Origin of the sequence: Streptomyces sp. NPDC052052, assembly GCF_040680455.1 — a bacterium.
Classification (GTDB): domain Bacteria; phylum Actinomycetota; class Actinomycetes; order Streptomycetales; family Streptomycetaceae; genus Streptomyces.
On sequence record NZ_JBFAWU010000014.1, the window covers coordinates 172,317 to 190,477 of the forward strand.

The 18,161-nt window shown below is 74.5% G+C and carries 16 protein-coding genes; all 16 read left to right on the forward strand.

Annotated elements, in window-relative coordinates; genetic code table 11:
- The first annotated feature begins 25 nt into the window (after positions 1 to 25).
- The 16 genes from AB0L71_RS18960 to AB0L71_RS19035 all read left to right on the forward strand — a co-directional run bounded on the left by AB0L71_RS18960 (position 26) and on the right by AB0L71_RS19035 (position 18,161).
- A complete protein-coding gene (locus AB0L71_RS18960) occupies positions 26 to 1,321 on the forward strand; it encodes a beta-ketoacyl-[acyl-carrier-protein] synthase family protein (protein WP_365243952.1) in 1,296 nt (431 codons plus the stop codon).
- The gene (locus AB0L71_RS18965; RefSeq protein ID WP_365243954.1) at positions 1,318 to 2,496 is read left to right on the forward strand and encodes a beta-ketoacyl synthase N-terminal-like domain-containing protein; all 1,179 of its coding nucleotides are present in this window, start codon (positions 1,318 to 1,320) and stop codon (positions 2,494 to 2,496) included. The genes AB0L71_RS18960 and AB0L71_RS18965 overlap by 4 nt, the downstream gene beginning before the upstream one ends.
- A complete protein-coding gene (locus AB0L71_RS18970) occupies positions 2,493 to 3,545 on the forward strand; it encodes a beta-ketoacyl synthase N-terminal-like domain-containing protein (RefSeq protein WP_365243956.1) in 1,053 nt (350 codons plus the stop codon). Before AB0L71_RS18965 ends, AB0L71_RS18970 begins: the two co-directional genes overlap by 4 nt.
- Positions 3,539 to 4,432, forward strand: coding sequence for an alpha/beta hydrolase (locus AB0L71_RS18975; RefSeq protein ID WP_365243958.1), 894 nt, complete (start codon positions 3,539 to 3,541; stop codon positions 4,430 to 4,432). Before AB0L71_RS18970 ends, AB0L71_RS18975 begins: the two co-directional genes overlap by 7 nt.
- Before the next feature lie 151 nt (positions 4,433 to 4,583).
- Positions 4,584 to 5,561 carry a hypothetical protein gene (locus AB0L71_RS18980; protein ID WP_365243960.1) on the forward strand — a complete coding sequence of 326 codons (978 nt, stop codon included), beginning with the start codon at positions 4,584 to 4,586 and terminating at the stop codon, positions 5,559 to 5,561.
- Positions 5,558 to 6,766, forward strand: coding sequence for a beta-ketoacyl synthase N-terminal-like domain-containing protein (locus AB0L71_RS18985; protein WP_365243962.1), 1,209 nt, complete (start codon positions 5,558 to 5,560; stop codon positions 6,764 to 6,766). The genes AB0L71_RS18980 and AB0L71_RS18985 overlap by 4 nt, the downstream gene beginning before the upstream one ends.
- Positions 6,763 to 7,806, forward strand: a complete 1,044-nt coding sequence (locus AB0L71_RS18990) for a beta-ketoacyl synthase N-terminal-like domain-containing protein (RefSeq protein ID WP_365243964.1) — start codon at positions 6,763 to 6,765, stop codon at positions 7,804 to 7,806. Before AB0L71_RS18985 ends, AB0L71_RS18990 begins: the two co-directional genes overlap by 4 nt.
- Positions 7,790 to 8,605, forward strand: a complete 816-nt coding sequence (locus AB0L71_RS18995) for an SDR family oxidoreductase (RefSeq protein WP_365243966.1) — start codon at positions 7,790 to 7,792, stop codon at positions 8,603 to 8,605. The genes AB0L71_RS18990 and AB0L71_RS18995 overlap by 17 nt, the downstream gene beginning before the upstream one ends.
- A gap of 80 nt (positions 8,606 to 8,685) precedes the next feature.
- The gene (locus tag AB0L71_RS19000) at positions 8,686 to 9,828 is read left to right on the forward strand and encodes a beta-ketoacyl synthase N-terminal-like domain-containing protein (protein ID WP_365243968.1); all 1,143 of its coding nucleotides are present in this window, start codon (positions 8,686 to 8,688) and stop codon (positions 9,826 to 9,828) included.
- Positions 9,825 to 10,235: an acyl carrier protein gene (locus AB0L71_RS19005; protein WP_365243969.1), complete on the forward strand. Its 411-nt coding sequence runs from the start codon at positions 9,825 to 9,827 to the stop codon at positions 10,233 to 10,235. The genes AB0L71_RS19000 and AB0L71_RS19005 overlap by 4 nt, the downstream gene beginning before the upstream one ends.
- Positions 10,232 to 10,669: a hypothetical protein gene (locus AB0L71_RS19010; RefSeq protein WP_365243971.1), complete on the forward strand. Its 438-nt coding sequence runs from the start codon at positions 10,232 to 10,234 to the stop codon at positions 10,667 to 10,669. The genes AB0L71_RS19005 and AB0L71_RS19010 overlap by 4 nt, the downstream gene beginning before the upstream one ends.
- On the forward strand, positions 10,666 to 11,169 hold the full coding sequence (locus AB0L71_RS19015) for a 3-hydroxyacyl-ACP dehydratase (RefSeq protein ID WP_365243973.1): 504 nt from the start codon (positions 10,666 to 10,668) through the stop codon (positions 11,167 to 11,169). Before AB0L71_RS19010 ends, AB0L71_RS19015 begins: the two co-directional genes overlap by 4 nt.
- Before the next feature lie 47 nt (positions 11,170 to 11,216).
- Entirely contained in the window at positions 11,217 to 11,969 is a 753-nt protein-coding gene (gene fabG / locus AB0L71_RS19020) for a 3-oxoacyl-[acyl-carrier-protein] reductase (protein WP_365243975.1), read from the forward strand.
- Positions 11,966 to 12,688 carry a DsbA family protein gene (locus AB0L71_RS19025; protein WP_365243977.1) on the forward strand — a complete coding sequence of 241 codons (723 nt, stop codon included), beginning with the start codon at positions 11,966 to 11,968 and terminating at the stop codon, positions 12,686 to 12,688. The genes fabG and AB0L71_RS19025 overlap by 4 nt, the downstream gene beginning before the upstream one ends.
- Before the next feature lie 161 nt (positions 12,689 to 12,849).
- Positions 12,850 to 16,347, forward strand: coding sequence for an AMP-binding protein (locus AB0L71_RS19030; RefSeq protein ID WP_365243978.1), 3,498 nt, complete (start codon positions 12,850 to 12,852; stop codon positions 16,345 to 16,347).
- Positions 16,344 to 18,161: an acyl-CoA dehydrogenase gene (locus tag AB0L71_RS19035; protein WP_365243980.1), complete on the forward strand. Its 1,818-nt coding sequence runs from the start codon at positions 16,344 to 16,346 to the stop codon at positions 18,159 to 18,161. Before AB0L71_RS19030 ends, AB0L71_RS19035 begins: the two co-directional genes overlap by 4 nt.

The window sequence follows — 18,161 nt, forward strand, 5'->3', positions numbered from 1 at the left end:
CCGACCGCCAGACGGGTGAGCTTCGATGAATGCTTCGATCAGCACAGAAACGCGAGGTCACGGCGGGCCGCAGGCTCCGCGCCCCGAGGCCCCCGGTCGCCGGGTGGTCATCACCGGACTCGGTGTGGTCACCAGCATCGGGATCGGCGTCGAGGCCTTCACCGCCGGGCTTCGTGAAGGACGCAGCGGCGTCAAGCCGATCACCGCGTTCGACACGACCGGATTCGCCCACGCCAACGGCTGCGAGGTCACCGACTTCGAGCCCGGGCGCTGGATCACCCGGCAGGACCCCGAGGAGCTCGGCCGGGCGAGCCAGTTCTCGGTGGCGGCCGCGCGGATGGCGGTCGAGGACGCCGGACTGACCGAGGAAGACGTGAGGGCGCGCCGCTCCCTGGTGTCCGTGGGCACCACGGACGGCGAGTCCCGCGACCTGGACCAGCTCGTCGCCGGCAGCACGGCGCACCCCACCGGCGCGGCCCCGGAGTACGACCCGACGGTGGCCCGGCGCGTTCCCGCGGGCCGGTTGTCGGCCGGCATCGTGCGCGAGCTGGGTCTGACCGACGTGGAGGCCGTGACGATCCCGACCGCATGCGCAGCGGGCAACTACGCGGTCGGCTACGGATACGACGCCCTGCGCAGCGGCGACGTCGACATCGCCCTGTGCGGTGGCGCCGACGCGGCCTGCCGCAAGACGTTCACCGGGTTCTACCGGCTCGGCACCGTCGCCCCCGAGGTGTGCCGCCCCTTCGACAAGGACCGCGAGGGCATCCTCACCGGGGAGGGGGCCGGGATCCTGCTCATGGAGAGCCTGGACTCGGCGCTCGCCCGTGGTGCGCGGATCTATGCCGAGGTGCTGGGCTACGGGCTCGCCTGTGACGCCCTGCACCCCGTCGCACCGGACCGCGACAGCATTGCCCGGACCATCCGGATCGCCCATCGCAACGCCGGGGTGACGCCTGATCAGATCGACTTCGTCTCCGCGCACGGCACCGGGACGAAGGCCAACGACATCACCGAGGCGGGCGCCATCCGTCAGGTGTTCGGCGAGCAGGCCATGCCGCGTACCGTCTCCATCAAGTCGATGATCGGCCACAGCATGGGCGCGGCCAGTGCCGTGTCGGCGGCGGCCTGCGCGCTGGCGATCACCGAGGGGTTCGTGCCCCCGACGATCAACCATCGCGAGACCGACCCCGAGTGCGCGCTGGACTGCGTACCCAACGAGGCGGTCGAGGCGGAGCTGAACGTGGTGCAGAACAACGCGCTCGCGTTCGGAGGCAACAACGCCGTCCTCATCCTCGGCGCCTACCGGAGCGCGGCATGAGCTTGATCGTGACCGGGATGGGCGCCGTCGCCAGCGTCGGCGCCGACGTCGAGGAGATCTTCGGCTCGCTGGTGGCCGGGCGCAGCGGACTGGGGCCCCTGCGGGGGTACGACCGGGAGAAGTTCCGGGCGCAGGTGGCGTACGAGATCGACGACCGGCCGGCGCCCGGCGTGGACGAACCCCTCAGGGCGACCCGGTGGCTGGAGCGGGCGGTCGCGCAGGCCGCTGCCGATGCCGGACTCGGCGACGACCTGTCACAGGTGCCGGTGCTGGTCGGCACGACCCTGCGCGAGCTGCGCTCGGTCGAGCTGTCCTGGCGCGACGGCGTCCCCTTCGACGCCGCCGATCTGCACTTCGGCACCATGCTGCGGCGGCGGTTCGGCGCCGCGGACACCCATACGGTGGCCAACGCCTGCTCCGCCTCGCTGTACGCCCTTGCCATGGGTGCCGACCTGCTGGAGCTGGGCCGGGCGGACACCGTGGTGGTGGCCGGCGTCGACACCATCACCGAGAGCACCTACGGGCTGCTCGACCGCTGCTACCCCGAAGCCCCCGACCGCGTACGGCCGTTCGACAAGGCGCGGCGCGGCATGCTGCAGGGCGAAGGGGCGGTCGCCGTGGTGTTGCGCCGGGAGGACGACGGGCCCGGACCCGCCCCGCGGGTGCACGCCCGGGTGCGCGGTGTCGCCGTCAACTGCGACGCCCACCACCCCTCGGCGCCCGACGCCAAGAGCATCACCGCGGCCGTGCACGAGGCGCACCATCGGGCGGCCGTACGGCCCGCCGACATCGATCTGGTGATGCTGCACGGCACGGGCACGCCCCTGAACGACGAGGCCGAGTCGGCCGCGCTCGGTTCGGTGTTCGCCGGACTCGACCCCTCGCCGTACATGACGGCCATCAAGTCCATGACGGGGCACACCGCCGGGGCGTCCGGGCTGCACAGCCTGGTCGCGGCCGTCGACGTGCTGCGTACCGGGACCGTGCCGCCGACCGTGTACCTCGACGACCCGGTGGCCGCCGTGGCCGGATTCCGGCTGGTGCGCGGGACGGCCGTGCGGCCGGACGAGCCGCTGCGGCTCGCGCAGATCGACTCCTTCGGGTTCGGCGGGCTCAACGCCGTCGCCGTGGTGGAGCGGGTCGACGAGGGCCGAGAAGAGGGGACGGACCGATGAGCCGGAGCACGAGCGAGGTCGTGATCACGGGGCTGGGCACCGCGGTGCGCGGCCTGGACGGGCCGGCCGGCCTGCTGGGGCCGCTGCCCGCCGGACACCGGGACGCCGCCGATCCCGTCTCCCGGCTGACCGGGCGCGGACTGCGCTACAAGGACCGGGCCACCAAGCTCGCCATGGTGGCGGCCCAAGGTGCCCTGGCGCAGGCCGGGTTGACCGACTCGGCGGGCGACCTGACGGTGCCGGGCGAGAGCGTCGGGGTGAGCGCCAGCACCAACTACGGCAACGCCGACACCGTCTGCGAGACCGTACAGACGATCGCCGAGCACACCTATCTGGGCACCAGCCCGATGATGCTGCCCGCCACCTCCAGCAACGTCGTGGCGTCCTGGGTGGCCATCACGCACGGGCTGCGCGGCGCCAATCTGACCCTGTGCAACGGGCCGACCTCAGGTCTGGACGCCGTGGACTGGGCCCGGCTGCTCATCACCTCCGGCCGGGTGGAACGGATGCTCGTCCTGGGCGTGGAACCGGACAACCCTGCTGTCCGCCATGTCACGGGCAGCGCGGAGGAGCGGGCCGGGGACGTGCCCGCGCTGTTCGACGGGGCGGTCGCGCTCGTCGTCGAGTCGGCCGCGTCCGCGGCCGCGCGAGGCGTGCGGCCGCTGGCCGCGGTGGGGCCCTACGCCCGGCGCCCCCGGCACGCCGACGCGGTCTCGGCGGTGCGCGCGAGGCGCCCCGGATCCATCGGACTGTGGTGCGTGCCCGAGCACCCCGAGGGCATCCGCTCCCCGGCACCGTCGCTCGGCGCCGGCGCCTGCGGAGTCCCCGTCCACGATCTGACCGAACACCAGGGTCCTGCGTCCGGCGCCCTCGGCGTCCTGCAGTGCGCGTCCGCCGCCGTCTGGCTCGACGGGCGGGCGGGCGACGCCGACGAGGCGGTGCTGGCCAGTGCGGGCACCGGCGACGCGGGCGGCGACGACGCGAGCGCCGCGCTGCTGCTCACCCGTCCTGCGGCCGTGCCCGCGCCGGTGGGCGGGGGTGTGTGGTGACGCCCCCGGAGCGGACCGCGCCCGGCCGCGGACTGTTCGGGTCCGGCGGTCGGCGGGCGGCCGGGGTACGGATCCGGCGACCCGCCCGCGCGGCCACCCGGCCGGTGCGGTTGCTGCTGCTGCACGGGCTCGCCGGGAGCACCTCGGTGTGGCAGGAGTACACCGACCTGGCACCGGACGCCGTCGAGGTGTGGGAAGCCGTGCTGCCCTGGGGCGCCGAGGGAGACCCCCGGTGGAGCCTGCGGGACGACCCGGCCGACCATGTCGCGCGGGCCCTGGACGCCGTGCCCGGCGGCGCCGACGCGATCGTCGTGCACTCCTTCACCGCGGGGCCCGCCCTGGAGGCGGTGGCCCGGCGCCCGGACGGCGCCCGCCCGCGGGCCGTCGTCGCCGTCGCGCCGTTCCACCGGCGCAGCCCCGACGACTTCACCTGGGACGACGCCCTGTACTACCTGAGCGGGTTCCACCGGATCCTGGAGGAGGGGCTGCGGATCGGCGCGGGCGACCGCATCTCGCCCGGGCTGCGGTCCGCGATGGCGCTCAGGGTGCGGGAGCGGATCGGCCCGTACGGCTGGCAGCAGTTCTTCGGCGCCTATCTGCGCAGCCCGCGCCTGGACGTGCAGGCGTTGCGCATGCCGGTGCTCGTCGTGGCCGGCACGGAGGACTTCGCCGCGCCGCCCGATGACGCCAGGGCGCTGGCCGCCGCACTGCCGGACGGGCGGCTCGCGATGTACGACGGCTGCGGGCACTTCGCGATGGCCGAGCGGCCACGGGAGTTCGCCGACGCCGTGGCGGGCCTGCTCGGCGAGGTGTTCGCCGAGCGGCTCGGGCCGGCCGCCCGTGCACCTGGCCCGGCCGTCTGTGCACCCGGCCCGGCCCGCCTCTGACCTCCTCCGACCGAGCGGCTGCACCGAGCAGCAGCGCCAAAGCAGTACCGAGCAGCAGTACCGAGCAGCTTCGAGCAATCCCGAGCAGACCGGTGCAGGCCGACGCCTGCCCGCCTGCTGTCCTGCCCACTTCCTACGCACCGGAGTCGACGTGACGACCACCTCTACCGCTGACCTCGCGGCCGCCGTCCGCGCCCTGAAGGAGCCCAGCTCCCTGGAGATCAGGCCCCGCTACGAGGGTTCCAACATCTGCACCTGGATCGGGTTCAAGCACGTCAACTACCTGGTCGAGGAAGCCGTACTGAACCATCTGCGCCAGGCCGGCGTCGCGCCCGGCACGGTCTACGAGGTCTACGGCCTGTGCACCGACATCGTCGACATCGACACCCGCATCCTGCACGCCTTCCACATCGACGACACCGCGATCGCCGAGGTCGGGCCGCACCGCAAGGCCAAGGACGACGAGCTGCTGCTCGCGGTCACCCTGCACGTACAGCGCGAGACGCTCCTCAAGGCGGTCACCTCGACGGTGCGGGTCCAGTTGCGGCTCGACCCGCGCGGCGGCGGCGAGCAGCCGGTGCCTGCCGCGCTCGCCCCGTTCGCGGTGGACCGCCTCGGCACGGAGCCCGGCTGGACGCCCGAGCCGGTCGAGGCGGACCTCGCGGCCGAGGACCTGCTCAAGGAGCTGACCGCCGGCAGGAACGCGTACGCCTGGAAGTTCCGTATTCCGTACTGGTACTGCCACTTCACCGAGCGCCAGCAGATGTCCGGCTATCTGCGGCTGATGGAGGAGGCCAAGGACCGGCTCGTCGCCGACCGCGGGGTCTCCATCAAGACGCTGCTCGACGAGCAGAACTGGATCCCGGTGGTGCCGCACTCGCGGATCACGGTCCTCGACGAGGCGCGCATGGAGGAGGACCTGTACATCGTCCTCACCGTCGAGAACGTCTTCAAGGGCTTCACCTACGACTCCCGCATGGACACCTACGTCGTGCGGGACGGGCAGCTCGTGCAGACCGCGACCGGCCGCATCACCCATGGCTACGCGGTCATCGAGAACCGCCGCGACTGGTCGCTGGTCTCCTTCGACGACCGCATGAACGCGGCCCTGGAGGGCCGAGCGGCATGAACCGCGAGGCCGGGGTCGTGGTCACCGGGGTCGGCGCCGTCACCTGTCACGGCGCCGGCACGGACGGGCTGTGGCGGGCAATGACGGCGGCCGGGGTCCGGACGCCGGACCGCCCGGCGGATCCGCTCGCCCACATGGAGCTGCCGCTGATCAGCCTGGTGCCCGACCCCGACCCCGACCCCGACCCCGGCCCCGAATCGGCGGAGGGGCGGGCGGCGCGGTTCGCGTCGCTGGCCGCCGCCGAGGCACTGGCCGACGCGGGGCTCGACGCGGTCGCACTCGCCGGTGCGCGCACCGCCGTCGTGCTCGGCAGCTGCATGGGCGAGCCCGGCGACAACGAGCGCGGGCGCGGCGGCGACGGCTGGCGGCCACCGTTCCGGCTGGCCACCCAACTCGCCGCCGAACTCGGTCTGTTCGGCAGCGCCATGGACGTCGCCAACGCCTGCGCCGCCGGCGCGTACGCCCTCGGGATCGCCGCCGACCTGGTGCGCGCCGGGGAGGCGGACGTGGTGCTCGCGGGCGGCGCCGACGCCTACTCGCGGGTGGCGCTCGGCTGCTTCAACCGGCTCGGGGCCGTCGACCCCGAGCGCTGCCGGCCCTTCGAGAGCGACCGGGCCGGCACGGTCTTCGCCGAGGGCGCGGGCGTCCTGGTCGTCGAGTCGGCCGCGCACGCCCGGGCCCGGGGCGCCCTCGACGCCGGCGGCCGGACGCTGCGCCTTCAAGGTGCCGCCTGGAGCTGCGACGCGGACCATCCCACCGCGCCGCGCGAGGACGGCGAGCAGATCGTACGGGCGATGCGCGAGGCCCTCGGCGACGAGCCCGGCGCAGTGGGATGCGTGGTGCCGCACGGCACCGGCACCCGGCTCAACGACGTACTGGAGAGCCGGGCCCTGCACCGGGTGCTCGGCGCGGACGCGGCCCGGGTGCCGCTCTACAGCCTCAAGGCGCTCCTCGGCCACGCGGGCGGGGCCTCGGCCGCGCTCGGAGCGGTCGCGGCGGCGCTGATCCTGCGGCACGGGGCCGTCCCGCCGAACGTGCCGCTCAAGGAACAGGACCCGGCGTGCGAGGTCCTGCTGCCGCAGGGCGCGGCGGTGCCGCTGGCCGGGCGGCGGGTGCTGGTCAACGCGTACGGGTTCGGCGGGAACAACGCCTCGCTGGTGCTGGCCGGCCTGGACGAGAGCGTGAGGAGAGGGGAGTTCGGATGAGCAGCGGCAACGCGGCGGCGGTCCCGCTCGCCGTCACCGGAGTGGGCGTCGTGACGCCGTGGGGCGACGAGCCCGCCCGGGCCGCGGCCGGCGGCGGGCGCCCGGCGGGCGACGAGCCCTGGTTCGACCATCGGCGCCGGCTCGGTCCGCGCGGCTACAAGTACCTGCCGCCGGCCGCCCGGTACGCGCTGGCCGCGGCCCGCGCGGCGGCCGCGGACGGCGGCCGGCCCGGCCCGGTGCCCGAGGATCGGCGCGGCCTGCTGCTCGCCACCAACGCGGGTCTCGCCGGGGTGTTCGACGCGATGGACGCGGCGGTGGTGGAGCAGGGCGCGCAGACCATCTCCCCGGCGTCCGCGCCGTACTTCGCCGTCAATGTGCTCGGCAACCGGCTCGCCGTCGAATTCGGCCTGAAGGGCTTCGCGTTGACCGTCGCCACCGCCCGGACCGCCGCGCTGGACGCACTGTCCACGGGTGCGCTCGCGCTCGCCGCGGGCCGCTGCGACGCGCTGCTGCTCGCCGCGGCGGAGGAACCGCTGCCCGCCACCCGGGGCGGCGGCGGGGAACAGGGTGCCGTGGCGCTCGCGCTGGAGCCGCTCGCGGCGGCCGAGGCGCGCGGTGCGCGGGTGCGGGCCGTGCTCAGGTCCCGCTCGCTGTTCCTGCCACCCGCGGCCCTGGCCGACGCCGGCGGACGGGCCGCCGCCCAGCGGGCACTGGCCGGGGCGCTGGGCGCGCTGGCCGAGTCGGGCGGCGAGCCGGGGGTCCTCCTCCCGGACCTGGACTCCTCCGCGGTGGCGGAGACCGTCGCGGTGGCTCTCGCCGGGCTGCCCCGGCGGCCCCGTCCGGACGCCCCGGAGCCGCCGACGCCGTCCGGCGCCGGATGCCTGGGCCCGGCGCTCGCGCTCGCGCGCGCCGTGACCGAGGCGGGCGGCGGAACGCGGCTCGTCGTCAGCGCCACCGAGGCGGGGCAGGTCGCGCTCGTCAGCGTCGCCCCCCAAGTCAACCGTCACGCAGAGGAGTTGCAGCATGCTGAAATCGCTTGAGGGGAGCTGGTGCCTGGTCCTGGGCGCGTCCAGCGGCATCGGACGGGCGGTCGCGCTCGGCCTCGCCGAAGAGGGCGTCCATGTGGCCGGGGTGCACTTCGACACCGCGGCGCGCGAGGACGAGGTCGCGCAGCTGGTCGACGACATCCGCGCCAAGGGTGTCCAGGCCCGGTTCTTCAACGCCAACGCCGCCGCCAGGGCGACCCGCGCCCGCCTGCTCCCCGAGCTCGCCGAGCTGACCGGGCACGGCGGCGGCGTCCGGATCCTCGTGCACTCGCTGGCCTTCGGCACCCTTGTGCCGTTCCTGCCGCGTGAGGGCTGGGACAAACAACTCGCCACGCGCCAGATGGAGATGACCCTCGACGTCATGGCGCACAGCCTCGTCTACTGGACGCAGGACCTGGTCGCCGCCGACCTGCTGCGCCCCGGCTCCAAGGTGTACGCCCTCACCAGCGCCGGCACCTCCCAGCATCTGCCCAGCTACGGAGCGGTGAGCGCCGCCAAGAGCGCTCTGGAGTCCCATGTCCGCCAGCTCGCCTGCGAGTTGGCCACGAGCGGCATCGCCGTGAACGCGCTGCGCGCCGGAACCACCGTCACCCCGGCGCTGCAACGCATCCCCGAGCACGCCGCCTACGTCGCCCGCGCCGCCGAGAACAACCCGCACCGGCGGCTGACCCGGCCCGAGGACGTCGCGGACGCCGTCGCGCTGCTGTCGCGCTCCGAGTCCTCGTGGCTGACCGGCAACACCATCGGCGTCGACGGTGCGGAGCTGAACGCCGCCGCCGGCGCCTGGGGCTGATCCGCGCGACTCCGGAGTCCCGGCCCACCGCAACTCCCGTAACTCCCCCTCTCCCTTACGACTTTCAGGAGCTGACATCGATGAGTGCCAGTCTTGCCACCGGGGCGGACCCGGACACCCTGGTCGTCTCCGGCTGGTCCGCGGCGTCGCCGTACGGTCTCGGCGCCGAGGCCTTCGCCGAGGGCGTGCGGGGGATGCGCGACGCGGTGCGCACCGCCGACGGAGCCGGTCCGGACAGCGTGCCCGGCACGGGCAGCGACCTCGGACCCTACGAACGAGCCGGACGCATCGCCGGGTTCGACATCCGCGCGGTGCTCGGCCGCAAGGGAACCCGTGCCATGGACCGGGCCACCGCGCTCGCCGTGCACACCGCCGGGATGCTCCTCGACCAGGCCGGGCCGGGGCTCGCCCAGGACGCCCCGGAGGCCGTCGGCATGGTGCTCGGCACCGGCCACGGCAGCGTCCAGAGCATCATGGACTTCACCCGGGACTCGCTGACCGGTGAGAAGCCCTTCCATGTGGACCCGGCACTGTTCCCGAACACGGTGATGAACCGGGCCGCCGGGCAGAGCGCCATCTGGCACACCCTGCGCGGCCCCAACACCACGGTGTCCGGCGGTGCGCTCACCGGGCTGCTCGCCCTCAACTACGCGGCGCGGCTGCTGCGCAGGCGGCACTGCGAGGCCGTGCTGTGCGGCGCCGTCGAGGAGTTCTCCACCGAGCGCGCCTGGCTGGAGTACCGGGCCCGTACCGGCAGCCCGCACCGGCAGCCGGTCGGCCCGCTCGGCGAGGGCTGCGCGCTGTTCCTGCTGGAGTCGGCCGGCCGGGCCCGCGCCCACGGCCGCACCCCGCTCGCCGCGCTGGCCGGCTCCCGGTTCTTCGCCTTCGGGGACCCCGACCGGGCCGACGAGGCCGTCACCCGGGCCGTCACCGAGGCGCTGAAGGAGGCCGATGTGCGCCCCGCCGACGTCGCCCTGCTCGTGCCGTCCGACGCGGGCGGCCCGCTCGGCGCCCGCGAGGACGCCGCGCTCGCCGCGGTCTTCGACGAGCACCACCCGCCCCGGCTGCGGCTGCGCCGTCTGATCGGCGACCTGGGCGCGGCCTCCGCCTCGATGCAGCTGGCCGCGGTGCTGGCCGCCGCCCCGGACGGTCCTGTCCTGGTCACCTCCGTGGACCCGGACGGCCAGACCGGTGCGGTGGTGCTGCACGCGGGGGGCCGGTGAGCACCCTCCTGACCACCGCCGTGCGGCGCCCCGATCCGGCCGCGCCGCCCCGGCGCCAACTGCGGTGCGCCGCCTACCGGTTGCGCCGCGTGATCATCCGCTTCGCCTACCGAAACCACCACCTGGAAGGACCCCACGTCATGCCCGAAACCACCACCGCCCCGGCGCTCGACAAGGAGCAGCTGCGCGACCTGGTCGCCGAAGTCCTGGACCTGGACGTCGCCGAGGTCACCGACACCGCCCACTTCGTCGACGACCTCGACGTCGACTCGCTGATGGCGCTGGAGATCACCGTGCGCCTGGAGAAGGAGTACGGGGTGAAGCTCCAGGAGACGGAGCTGACCGCGATCACCTCGCTGCAGGGCACGTACGAACTGCTCGACGGCAAGCTGCGGGAGCAGCGGTGAGTGCCGCGACGCCGATGGGCGACCTGGAGCTGATCCGCACCGGCAGTCAGGGTGCTGTCACCGCGTTCGACGTCCCGGTCGACGACTCCGTGATCGAGGGCCACTACCCGGGCTTCCCCGTGCTGCCGGGCGTCTTCCTCATCGAGGCGGCCGACCGCACGGTCCACCAGTGGGCGCAGGAGAACGTGCCCGCCCGTGACGGCGCCGAGGGCGGCGAGGTCGACCTCGTGGCCATGGACCGCTGCCGTTTCCACCGGCCGGTGTTCCCCGGCGACCGGGTCCTCGCCGACCTGGAGGTGGCCGAGAACGCGGTCGGACTGCTGTTCAAGGCCGCCGTCTCCACCAACCGCGGCAAGGTCGCCGACATCCGGCTGCGCTACCGCGTGCGCGACGGCCACGAGCCGGCCGCGCAGGAAGCCGAGGAAGCCTCGTGAGCGGGTACGGCATCGACCGGATCAAGAGCACCATCCCGCACCGGGGGGAGATCCTCCTGGTCGACCGGGTCACCGAGGTGGTGCCGGGCGAGCGCCTGACCGCCGTCAAGGCCGTCTCCGGCAACGAGCCCTGCTACGCGCGGCTCGGCGCGGACGCGGCCGCCGCCGACTACGCCTACCCGGTCTCCCTGGCCATCGAGTCGTGGGCGCAGTCCGCGGTGCTCCTGTCGGTGTGGGAGACACCCAACCCCGACGTGCTGGTCGGAAAGGTCGAACTGGCGGGCTCCATCAACGAGGTGACCGTCGGCGGCCGGGCCTATCCCGGGGACGTCCTGGAGCACCGGGTCCGCCTGGTGAAGGCCGTCGACGAGACGGCGGTTCTCGCCGGCGAGACCTACGCGGGCGGCCGGGAGGTGCTGCGCTTCGGGGCGTTCGTGGTGACGCTGCGCGATGTCGCGGAACTGGCCCCGGCCCCCGGGCGGGCCCTCGTCCCCGCGTGAACCACCCCTGCCCACACGCAGCCACACACATCGAGGAGACGACAGGCATGTCAGCGGAGACGGAGAGCGGCAGGGTCGCGCTGGTCACCGGCGGATCGCGGGGGATCGGCAGGGCGGTGGTGGAGCGGCTGGCCCGGGACGGGTACGACATCGCGTTCTGCTACCGCTCCGACGAGCAGGCCGCGGGCCTGGTGGAGAAGGAGGTGCGGGAGCTGGGCCGGCAGGTGTACGCGCGGCGCGTGGACGTGTCCGACGGTGCGCAGGTAAGGGAGTTCGTGCAGGTCGCCGAGGACACGCTCGGGCCGGCGACGGCCGCGGTGACCTCGGCGGGCATCACCCGGGACAGCCCGCTGGTGCTGATGCCGGACGAGGACTGGGACGCGGTCGTGCGCACCAACCTCGACGGCACCTACCACCTGTGCCGGTCCGTGGCCTTCCCGATGGTCAAGCGGGGCGGCGGCGCCGTCGTCACGCTGTCCTCGGTGGCGGGCGTGGCCGGCAACGCGGGCCAGACCAACTACTCGGCGTCGAAGGCGGGCATCATCGGCTTCACCCGTTCCTTCGCCAAGGAGGCGGGCCGGCACGGGATCCGTGCGAACGCGGTGGCGCCCGGGTTCATCGAGACCGACATGACCTCCGTGCTGCCGCCGAAGAAGGCCAAGGAGATGCAGAGCCGGATCCCGCTGAAGCGGTTCGGCAGCCCCGAGGACGTGGCCTCGCTGGTCTCGTTCCTGGTGTCGCCGCAGGCCTCGTACATCACGGGCCAGGTGTTCCAGGTGGACGGCGGTATCTCCCTGTGAGCGCCGCCGCCCGTGGGGGCCGCCGCACCCGGCGGCCCCCACGGTTCTACTTCTCGCTGCGCAGCCCCTACTCCTGGCTCGCCCATCACGACCTGCTGAAGCACCATCCGCAGACGGCGGCGACCCTGGAGTGGGTGCCGTTCTTCGAGCCGGACGAGCTGAGCCGCACCCTGCTGGCCGAGGCCGGCGGTGCCTTCCCGTACACGCCGATGTCGCCGGAGAAGCACCGCTACATCCTCCAGGACGTCCGGCGCCTGGCCGCCGCGCGCGGGCTCGTCTTCAGCTGGCCGGTGGACCGCGACCCGGTGTGGGAGGTGCCGCACCTGGGCTATCTGGCGGCGGAGCGGCATGGGCGCGGCGCCGCGTACATCGCGCTGGCCGCCCGCGCCCGCTGGGAGCTCGGGCAGGACATCTGCGACCCGGAGGTGATCGCCGGATTCGGGCCCGAACTCTGCCTGGACGGCGATGAGTTGGCGGGCGCTGCGGACGATCCGCAGCTGCGTGCCGAGGGTGTGCGGGTGCTGCTCGAGATCCAGCGGGACGGCGTCTTCGGGGTGCCGTTCTTCGTGGACCACTACGACAAGTACTGGGGCGTCGACCGGCTCCCCGCCTTCGTCGCCGCGCTCGCCGCCCGGGAGCCCGTGGACGCGGTCCCGGACCCGCCGGTCCCCGTGCCCGCACGCTCCGTCGACGACGGGCACGCGGGCGGCTGCGGTTAGCGCCTGCCGGGTCCGGATCCGGACACGGACCCAGACCCGGACACGGACCCAGACCGGTCGGAGCGGCGTATAGGTGCCGCATAGGGCACGCCGGTTCGCTGGAGGCCAGACCACTGCTGTGCGAGCGCGGCCCAACGAGCCGCAGAGGGTGAGTAGTTGGGGTGACCGACTTCGAGAGCTTCGTCGGCGCGCTGCGCCGCAGGGCCGGGCAGCGGCCCGGCCACAGCGCCGTCCGCTTCTGCACCGGAGCGGACGAGGAGGAGCTGACGTACGGGGAGCTGGACCGCAGGGCCCGGGCCGCCGCCCACTGGCTCACCGGCCGCGTGGCGGCCGGCGACCGCGTGCTGGTGTCCTGCGGCCCCGGCACCGGCTTCCTGCGCGCCTTCCTCGCCTGTCTGTACGCCGGTGCGGTGCCGGTCCCGGTGCCGCTGCCCGGCGGGTTCGGGCGGCAGGAGACCCGGACCACCGCGATCGCCGCCGACACCGGGGCCCGCCTGGTGCTCACCGACCACACCGGCCTTCCCGCGGTGACCCGGTGGCTGGACGCCGACCCCGGCACGCGGCCCCGGCCCGATGTGGTCGACGTGGCGGAGGCCGAGCGGTCCGGTGACGCGGCGGCCTGGCGCGAACCGGCCGTGGACGCGGGCACGTTGTGCTTCCTGCAGTACACCTCGGGCTCCACCAGCGACCCGAAGGGCGTGATGGTCGCGCACGGGGCGCTCGTGCACAACCTCGGCCTGATGCGCGACAGCCACGGCTGGCACTCCGGCATGACCTGGTGCAGCTGGCTGCCCCCGTACCACGACATGGGGCTGATCGCGATGATGCTCGCCCCGCTGTTCCTGGGCGGCACCGCGGTCCTCATGTCCGCCACCGAGTTCCTCAAGCGACCGGTGACCTGGCTGCGTCTGATCGACCGGTACGGCGCCGAGATCAGCTGCGCCCCCGACTTCGCCTACGACCTGTGCGCGCGCCGGCTCACCGAGGAGCAGACCGCGGGCCTCGACCTGTCCCGCTGGCGCTACGCCTGCAACGGCGCCGAGCCGGTCGACGCCGCGACCCTGGACCGGTTCGCGCGGCGGTTCGCGGGGGCGGGCTTCGCGGCCCGCGCCCTCCTGCCCGGCTACGGGCTCGCCGAATCCACCCTGTACGTCTCCGGCACCCCCGTCGACGCACCGCCGACCGTGCTCGCCGCCGACGCCGCGGCGCTGGCCCGCGGCGAACTGGTACCCGGTGAACACGGCGCCCCCGTCCAGCAGCTGGCGGGCAGCGGGGTGGTCCGCGGACTCGACGTACGGATCGTGGACCCGCGGACCCGCACCGAGCTGCCGGAGGGGAGGATCGGCGAGATCTGGATCCGCGGCGCGAGCGTCGCCCTCGGCTACTGGAACCGGCCCGAGGAGACCGAGCGGACCTTCGGCGCGCGCACCGCCGACGGAACCGGCCCGTTTCTGCGCACCGGCGACCTCGGCACGCTGCGTCAGGGGGAGCTGTACGTCACCGGCCGCATCAAGGAAATGATCATCGTGCACGGCCGGAACCTGTACCCGCACGACATCGAGCGCGAACTGCGCTCCCTGGACTCCGCGTTCAGCGACCACCCCACGGCCGTCTTCGCCTCCAGGGCGCGCGCCGGCGGCGCCGAGGAGATCGTCGCCGTGCAGGAAGTGCGCGGGCGCGGCCGGACCGAGGCGGAGCTGGCCGCACTCGCCCGCGGAGCCCGGGCCCGGCTCGCCCAGCGCCTCGGCGCGAAGGTCGGCGCGGTGGTGCTGGTCAAGCCGGGCCGGATCCTGCGCACCACCAGCGGGAAGATCCAGCGGACCCGGATGCGGCAGCTCTTCGAGAGCGGCGAGCTCGACATCCTGCACGAGGAGACGACGCCCGAACTGCGCGCCGCCCGGCGCCCCTGGGACCCGCACGCACTGAGCCGGGAGCTGGAGGAGCGGCTCGGGGACCCGCACGACGAACGACAGGTGTTCTCCTACGCACGGGCCGCCGCGGAGGACCGCGCCGAGGAGTTCCCCGCGGACGTGTGCCGGGAGCTGGACGCGCTCGGCGTGCCCCGCCACTTCGTACCGGCCGAGCACGGCGGCGACCTGCGCACCAGCGAACAACTCCTCCAGCTGATCCGTACGCTGGCGCGGCGCGACTTCACCTCGGCGCTGGCGCACGCCAAGACCTACCTGGGCTGCGTGTCCGTGTGGGTGGCCGGCCGCCCCGAGCAGGCGCGGGCCCTCGCCGAGCGGGTGAACGCCGGCGCCGTGGTCAGCCTCGCGCTCACCGAGCACGCCCACGGCAGCGACCTGCTCGCCGGGGAGCTGCGCGCCGAGCGCACCGAGCGCGGATGGCGGCTCGACGGCAGCAAGTGGCTCATCAACAACGCCACCCGCGCCGACCTGGTCTGCGTACTGGCCCGCACCCGACCGGACGGCGGCACCCGCGGCTTCAGCCTCTTCCTGGTGGACAAGTCGGCGCTGCTGAGCGGCGGTTGGCGTCCGCTGCCGCACGTGCCCACGCACGGCGTGCGCGGCGCCGACATCAGCGGCCTCGTCCTGGACGGCGCCGAGGTCCCGGCCGACGCGCTGGTCGGTGCCGAGGGGGAGGGGCTGGAGATCATCCTCAAGGGCTTCCAGGTCACCCGCACCCTCTGCTCGGCGATGTCCCTCGGCATGACCGATCACGCGCTGCGCACCGCAGTCGGCTTCGCCCGCGGTCACCAGCTGTACCGCCGCCCCCTCGCCGAACTCCCGCACGCCGCACGGACCCTGGCCGAGGCCTACGTCGACCTGCTGGCCATGGAGGCGGCGAGCACGGTGGCCACCCGCTCCGCGCACACCCTGACCGGGGAGCAGAGCGCGGTGTCGGCGGTGACCAAGTACCTGGTGCCGACGGTGGGCGACGAGGTGATCGGGGCCCTGCGCGCCCTGCTGGGCGCCCGCGCCATGCTGACGGCGGACTACGCCGACGGCGCGTTCCAGAAGCTCGAGCGCGACCACCGGATCGTCGGGATCTTCGACGGCAGTACGGCCGTCAACCTGAACTCCCTGATCAACCAGTTCCCGGTGCTGTGCCGGGGCTGGCGGGGCCGCTTCGCCGACCACGACGCAGTCGCGGCGGCCGCTCGCCTCGACGCCCCCGCGCCGCCCCTCGACCCCACCCGGCTGAGCCTGTACGCGCGTACCGGATCCAGCGTCGTGCAGGCGCTGCCACAGGCGGTGACCCGCCTCGCGGAGCGGGCCCCGGCCGCGGTGGCCGGGCGGGCCCGTGAGCTGGTCGCCCACGCCGAGCAGCTGCACTCCGACATGGGCGCGGCGCGGCACACCGCCCGCGCGGTCCCGGAGTCCGCCTTCCGCGCGGCCCAGCGGTACGCGCTCGTGTACGCGGGCGCCGCCGCCGTCCACCTGTGGCTGGAGAACGCCGGCACCCCGCGCGCCCAGGGCCCGCTGTGGGACGGCGCCGCCTGGCTCGACGCCGTCCTCGCCCGCCTCCTGCGCCGGCTGACCGGCGCCCCGGACCTGGACGACACCGACGGCGCCGCGCTCGACGCCCTGCTGCCCGTGCTGCGGGCCCAGGCCGAGGGGAACCTGCTGTTCTCCCTCTTCCCCTGCCCCCTGGGCGAGCCGGCCCACCCCGACCGCACGACGGAGGAAGCGGCATGACGGAACTGCTCGCCCTGCGGCAGGACCGGGCTCTGCGCCCGGACCCCGGCCCCGACCCGGTCCTGGACCGCATCGCCCGCCTGGAGACCCTCCTCGGCGACCCCGACGACCCCGCCAACCCGCTCGGACTCGCGGCCGTCCTCGACGCCGACGAACGCGGCGAACTCCTCGCGGCCGGCGAGGAGGCGCTGGCCGCCTTCGGGCTGGGGGCCGAGTTCGTGCCCGTGGCCCTCGGCGGACGCTTCGCGCGGGCCGACCGCTTCGCGCTGCTGATGCGCAGCCTGTTCCGGCGGGACTGCGCGCTGGGCATCGGACACGGTGTCACCAGCTTCATCGCCTCCCTGCCCGTGTGGGCGGACGGCAGTGCCGAGCAGCGCCGGGCCGCGGCCGACCTGCTGTGCTCCGGCGGCCGGATCGCCGCCGCGTACACCGAGCTCGACCACGGCAGCGACTTCGCCCGCGTCTCGCTCACCGCGCGCCGGACACCGGACGGCTATGTCGTCGACGGCGGCAAGCAGCTCGTCAACAACATCGGCCGCGCCGAGGCCGCCGTCCTGTTCGCCCGCACCGACGAGCGCCCCGGCAGCCGCGGCCACTCCCATCTCCTCGTCGACCTGACCGCACTGCCCGCCGACCGGGTCGACCGGTCCGCCCGGTACCCGACCTCGGGCGTGCGCGGCTGTCTGCTCGGCGGCGCCGACTTCACCGACTGCCCCGTCCCGGCCGACGCACTGCTCGGCGACGAGGGCGCGGCGATGGAGACCGTCCTGAAGGTCTTCCAGATCACCCGGTGCGTCCTGCCCGGGATGGTGGTCGGCGTCGGCGACAGCCAGCTGCGTACGGCGCTCTCCTTCGCCCGGCGGCGCCGGCTGTACGGCGGCACCGTCAGCCGGCTCCCGCTCGCCCGCGCCACCCTGGCCGGCGCCTTCACGGATCTGCTGGTCTGTGACGCACTCGGCGTGGTCGCCGCACGCACCCTGCACCTCGCCCCCGAGGAGGCCGGTGTCCGCTCGGCGGCGGTGAAGTACCTGGTGCCCAAGCTGCTCCAGGACAGCTCCTACCGCCTCGGAGTGCTGCTCGGCGCCCGCAGCTACGTACGCGAGGGTCCTTACGCCGGATTCCAGAAAGCCGCCCGTGACCTGCCGGTCGTCGCGCTGGCCCATGCGAGCGGCGCGGTGTGCCTGTCGAACATCGTGCCGCAGCTGCCGCGGCTGGCCGACCGCGCCTGGCACCCGGCGCTCCAGGGGCGTGAACCCGCCGTACAGGACGCCCTGTTCCGGCTGCACGACCCGCTGCCCGATCTCGACCTCGGCCGTCTCGAACTGACCACGCGCGGCACCGACGGGCTGGCCGCCCTGCTGCCCGCGTTCGCCGCCGACCTCGCCCGGCGCGCCGTCGACCGGCCCGAGCTCACCGAACTCGCGGCTCTGGCAGGCGAGTTCCGCGCCCACCTGGCCGATCTCGCGGACCGCGCCGCGGCGCTGCCCCCGCGGGACCGCACCCCCGTCGCGGGCCGCCGCGGCTTCCTGCTGGCCGAGCGGTATGTGTACCTGCTCGCGGCGGCGGCCTGCCTCGGTGTGTGGCGGGAGGCCGGGCGGGACCCGGCCGCCGACGCGTTCCTCGCCGACCCGCTCTGGGCCACCGCCGCACTGCACCGGCTCGCCGAACGGCTCGGCCCGCACCGTGACCCGCTGCCCGAGACCGTCGTCGGACCGCTCGTCGACGAGCTGTCCGCCCGACACGACACCGCCCGCACCTTCGATCTTTTCCGCATCCAGCTGGCCACGAACGGCCTGCCTGCTCAAGGGAGTTGA

What these genes read in the sequence shown, in the direction of transcription:
- AB0L71_RS18960 (WP_365243952.1), top strand. Translation starts at nt 26, where the DNA reads ATGAATGCTTCGATCAGCACAGAAACGCGAGGTCACGGCGGGCCGCAG.
- AB0L71_RS18965 (WP_365243954.1), top strand. Translation starts at nt 1,318, where the DNA reads ATGAGCTTGATCGTGACCGGGATGGGCGCCGTCGCCAGCGTCGGCGCC.
- AB0L71_RS18970 (WP_365243956.1), top strand. Translation starts at nt 2,493, where the DNA reads ATGAGCCGGAGCACGAGCGAGGTCGTGATCACGGGGCTGGGCACCGCG.
- AB0L71_RS18985 (WP_365243962.1), top strand. Translation starts at nt 5,558, where the DNA reads ATGAACCGCGAGGCCGGGGTCGTGGTCACCGGGGTCGGCGCCGTCACC.
- AB0L71_RS18990 (WP_365243964.1), top strand. Translation starts at nt 6,763, where the DNA reads ATGAGCAGCGGCAACGCGGCGGCGGTCCCGCTCGCCGTCACCGGAGTG.
- AB0L71_RS18995 (WP_365243966.1), top strand. Translation starts at nt 7,790, where the DNA reads ATGCTGAAATCGCTTGAGGGGAGCTGGTGCCTGGTCCTGGGCGCGTCC.
- AB0L71_RS19000 (WP_365243968.1), top strand. Translation starts at nt 8,686, where the DNA reads ATGAGTGCCAGTCTTGCCACCGGGGCGGACCCGGACACCCTGGTCGTC.
- fabG (WP_365243975.1), top strand. Translation starts at nt 11,217, where the DNA reads ATGTCAGCGGAGACGGAGAGCGGCAGGGTCGCGCTGGTCACCGGCGGA.
- AB0L71_RS19035 (WP_365243980.1), top strand. Translation starts at nt 16,344, where the DNA reads ATGACGGAACTGCTCGCCCTGCGGCAGGACCGGGCTCTGCGCCCGGAC.